We start from the raw sequence: 3,828 nt of genomic DNA on the forward strand, positions 1-3,828 counted from the left end.
GCGCGGCTGCGCCCTGACGACGAGGTGCAGACCGTCACCCCCGCCACCTCCGGCCGCCACGGCCCGCAACCCGTGCTGGTGCTCGCCCGGGACCCCGCAGACGAAGCCGAGCAGATGGCCGAGCACATCGGCGCGGCGCGCGCGCGCGGTGTGGCGTGGAGCGACATGGCCGTGCTGTGCCGCACCCGGGCGCAGCTCGCGCCGATCGCGCAGGCACTGCAGCGGCGCGGCTGGCCGGTGGAGTCGATGGGGGCAGCGGGTTTTCTGCGCTTCGACTGGCAGCAGCCCCGCATCCGGCTGCTGACGCTGCACAGTGCGAAGGGCCTGGAGTTCGCGCTCGTGCTGGTCGCAGGGCTGCAGGCACTGCCATGGCGCGGCGAATCGCTGGACGACGCGGCACGGCTGCTCTATGTGGCGATGACACGGGCCACGCGGACGCTGGTGCTCTCGGCATGCGGCGCTTCACCGATCGTCGAGCGTGTGCAACTGGCGCTGTCGGGCACCGCGGAGCCGCTGGCAGCCACCGCCTAGAGCTTGTGCCCCAATCTTTGCTGCATCGCAGCAAATTACTTGCATCCTGACGCGATCGCCCTATACTCCATTCCATGCTGCAGTGCAGCAAAACATGTTCAACACTTCTGGAGCTACACCATGACGATCAACACCGAACAACTGGCCGCCGCGAACAAAGCCAACTTGGACTCGCTGGTCGAGCTGACCCAGAAGGCCTTCGCCAGCATCGAGAAGCTGGTCGAGCTGAACATGCAGGCCGCCCGCGAATCGCTGGAGCAGACCGCCGAGCAGGCCAAGGCCGTGCTGGCCGTCAAGGGCCCGCAAGAGCTGGCCGCCCTGCAACAGGACTTCCTGAAGCCGGCGCAGGAAAAGGCCATGGCCTATGGCCGCCAGGTCTATGACATCGCCACCTCGACGCAAGCCGAAGTGAAGAAGATGGCCGAAGCCCAGCTGGCTGCCGCCAAGACCCAGTTCAGCACGCTGGTCGAAGAAGCCACCAAGAACGCACCGCAAGGCAGCGAAGCCGCCATGGCCATGGTCAAGACCGCCATGACCAATGCCTCGACCGCGTTCGAAAACGTGCAGAAGGCCGCCCAGCAAGCCACCAGCCTGGCCGAAACCAATCTGAAGAACCTCGGTGAAACCGCCGAGAAGGCGACCAAGGCCGCGACCAAGCGCCGCGCCTGATCCGCTCAGACCGTTTGTCTCCTCGGTGCCTGCTCGCAGGTATCGTTCAAGCCCGACCTCGGTCGGGCTTTTTTTGTTTGGGCGCACACTCCCGGATCGATCAACGGAGACCGATCCATGTCCTGGACTGCTGCCCCCAACCGCTATGAATCGATGCCTTACCGCCTGTGCGGGCGCAGTGGCCTGAAGCTGCCCGCCCTGTCGCTCGGCCTGTGGCACAACTTCGGCGACACCACGCCGATCAGCCTGCAGCGCGAGATGGTGACCACCGCCTTCGACCTCGGCATCACCCACTTCGACCTCGCCAACAACTACGGCCCGCCCTACGGCAGCGCCGAGACGAATTTCGGCCGCCTGCTGCGCGAGGACCTGAAGCCCTACCGCGACGAGCTGGTCCTCTCCAGCAAGGCCGGCTGGGACATGTGGCCCGGTCCCTACGGACAAGGCGGCGGTTCGCGCAAGTACGTGCTGGCGAGCCTGGACCAGAGCCTGAAGCGCCTCGGCACCGACTACGTCGACATCTTCTACTCGCACCGCTTCGACGCCGAGACGCCGCTGGAGGAAACTGCCGGTGCGCTGGCAACCGCCGTGCAGCAGGGCAAGGCGCTGTACGTGGGCATCTCGTCGTACTCGCCCGGCAAGACGGCCGAGATGGCCCGGCTGCTGCGCGAGCACAAGGTGCCGCTGCTGATCCACCAGCCCAGCTACAACCTGCTGAACCGGCTGATCGAGCGCGGCCTGCTCGACACACTGGCCGCGGAAGGCATGGGCTGCATCACCTTCACGGCACTGGCGCAGGGGCTGCTGTCGGACAAGTACCTGAACGGCATCCCCGCAGACGCCCGCATCAACCGCCCCGGTGGCGGCTCGCTGTCGCGTGACCACTTGTCGGAAGCCAACCTCGCCAAGGTCCGGGCGCTGAACGCCATCGCGCAGCGGCGCGGCCAGTCGCTGGCGCAGATGGCGCTGGCCTGGATGCTGCGCGATCCACGGGTGACGACGACGCTGATCGGCGCCAGCAGCGTGGCGCAGATCCGCGAGAACGTCGCCGCACTGCGGAACCTGGCCTTCACCGTCGAGGAACTCGCCGAGATCGACAGCCACGCCAGCGAGGGCGGCGTCGATCTGTGGCGCGCGCCGAGCAGCGACTGGGCCTGATGCGCCTGCTTCAGAGGCAGCCCCGAGCGGCAGGCAGGATCACCCCGCCAGCGCGGTGCGCGCCCCCCCCGCGAGCGCAGCGACCAGCAGCACCACCACCGGCCCGATGCTGAGCGCGAAGCCCAGCGAGCGCTGCGACGGCGCGCGCGTGTAGGCACGCTGGTAGACCACGCGCCCGATCAGGTAGAGCGCGCCCACGGCGGCCACCGCGGCCGGCGACCAGTATTTCGCCGCCATCCACAGCGCTGGCACGAACACCACCAGCAACTCCAGCGTGTTCATCTGCACCCGGTAGTGGCGCTCGAACAGCTCGTTGCCGGTGGTGGCAGGCGCCTTGACGCCGTAGCGCCCGCGGGCGCTGCCGACCAGCCCCCCGAAGACGAGGTACTGGACAAGAGCGAGGAAGGTGACGAGGTCGATCCAGGGCATGGGGAATCCTGCGGGTGGAGAGGAACGCTGCAGCGTACTACGCCGGCACGCCTAGTCCAGCACATGCTCGATCCGCCGGTCCGGCACCAGCCAGACCAGGGCCACCAGCACATACAGCGACGTCGCCAGCACCGGCGACCAGAACGACAGCGGGATCGCGGCCAGATAGGCCAGCGGCGACGCATTGCCCTTCCAGTCGCGCCCGACCGCGCGGCGCAGCAGCGAGTCGGCCCCCTGCGCGGCCATGATGGCCTGCTGCAGCAGCCAGTAGGCGATTGCACACATCAGCATCACCACGCCGTAGAGCGCACACGGCACCGCGGTGAAGTGGTTCTCGCCCATCCAGCCGGTGGTGAACGGGATCAGCGACAGCCAGAACAGCAGATGCAGGTTGGCCCAGAGGATCGGGCCGGTGACCTTGTGCAGCGTGTGCAGCAGGTGGTGGTGGTTGTTCCAGTAGATGCCGACGTACACGAAGCTCAGCACATAGCCGAGGAACACCGGGATCAGCGGGCCGAGCGTGTCGAGCCGGTCGCCGTGGGGCACCTTCAGCTCCAGCACCATGATGGTGATGAGGATGGCGATCACGCCGTCGCTGAAGGCTTCGAGCCGGTTCTTGCCCATGCCGCACCCCGTCTGCCATGCTGGTGGAAAACGGCATCCTACCCGGCCTCACATGCCGAGCCCGGCCTTCTTCAGCACCTCGCAGGTGTTGCGCACATGCACCTCCAGCGCCAGCGCCGCGCGGGCCTCCTGGCGGCCGATCGCCGCGCGGAACAGGTCCTCGTGCTCGCGGTGCACGTCGCGCGGCGGACCGGCGTCGGTCGCCGCGGCCACGCGCAGCGCGATGTAGCGGTAACGCTCGGCGTGGCGGTAGAGGATGCCGAGCAGGTAGCGGCTCCAGGGCGAGCCGTGGCCGGCGATGAGCGCCTCGTGGAAGCCGCGGTTGGCGTGCTCCCAGTCGCCCGAGCGCAGGCTTTCGGGCGTGCGCTCGGCCGCACTCAGGCCATCGAAGGCGGCGACAAGGCCGAGTTCCCAGGC

The 3,828-nt window shown here is 68.0% G+C and carries 6 protein-coding genes; 3 read left to right on the plus strand and 3 right to left on the minus strand.

Annotation, left to right across the window (positions count from 1 at the left end; all coding sequences use genetic code 11):
• The 3 genes from AB3X43_RS02935 to mgrA form a co-directional block, all read left to right on the plus strand.
• Positions 1-531: 3'-5' exonuclease (locus AB3X43_RS02935; RefSeq protein ID WP_369428391.1), on the plus strand; the 531-nt coding region annotated here is incomplete at its 5' end.
• Positions 532-651: 120 nt separating this feature from the next.
• Entirely contained in the window at positions 652-1,200 is a 549-nt protein-coding gene (locus AB3X43_RS02940) for a phasin family protein (RefSeq protein WP_369428392.1), read from the plus strand.
• A 117-nt stretch (positions 1,201-1,317) separates the two neighbouring features.
• Positions 1,318-2,358 (plus strand): L-glyceraldehyde 3-phosphate reductase, encoded by a 1,041-nt coding sequence (gene mgrA / locus AB3X43_RS02945; protein ID WP_369428393.1) that lies wholly within the window; start codon positions 1,318-1,320, stop codon positions 2,356-2,358.
• 39 nt (positions 2,359-2,397) lie between these two features.
• Here mgrA and AB3X43_RS02950 read toward each other — a convergent pair whose 3' ends face one another.
• The 3 genes from AB3X43_RS02950 to AB3X43_RS02960 form a co-directional block, all read right to left on the minus strand.
• Positions 2,398-2,787, minus strand: coding sequence for an MAPEG family protein (locus tag AB3X43_RS02950; protein ID WP_369428394.1), 390 nt, complete (start codon positions 2,785-2,787; stop codon positions 2,398-2,400).
• Positions 2,788-2,838: 51 nt separating this feature from the next.
• Positions 2,839-3,411 (minus strand): TMEM175 family protein, encoded by a 573-nt coding sequence (locus AB3X43_RS02955; protein ID WP_369428395.1) that lies wholly within the window; start codon positions 3,409-3,411, stop codon positions 2,839-2,841.
• Between the two features lie 48 nt (positions 3,412-3,459).
• The coding region (locus AB3X43_RS02960) for an FCD domain-containing protein (protein WP_369428396.1) at positions 3,460-3,828 on the minus strand (369 nt) is incomplete at its 5' end.

This window comes from Sphaerotilus sp. (assembly GCF_041083715.1).
GTDB lineage: Bacteria > Pseudomonadota > Gammaproteobacteria > Burkholderiales > Burkholderiaceae_C > Sphaerotilus.

Excerpts from the sequence above, each read along its gene's own strand:
- AB3X43_RS02950 (WP_369428394.1), bottom strand. The coding sequence starts at position 2,787 with ATGCCCTGGATCGACCTCGTCACCTTCCTCGCTCTTGTCCAGTACCTC.
- AB3X43_RS02940 (WP_369428392.1), top strand. The coding sequence starts at position 652 with ATGACGATCAACACCGAACAACTGGCCGCCGCGAACAAAGCCAACTTG.
- mgrA (WP_369428393.1), top strand. The coding sequence starts at position 1,318 with ATGTCCTGGACTGCTGCCCCCAACCGCTATGAATCGATGCCTTACCGC.
- AB3X43_RS02955 (WP_369428395.1), bottom strand. The coding sequence starts at position 3,411 with ATGGGCAAGAACCGGCTCGAAGCCTTCAGCGACGGCGTGATCGCCATC.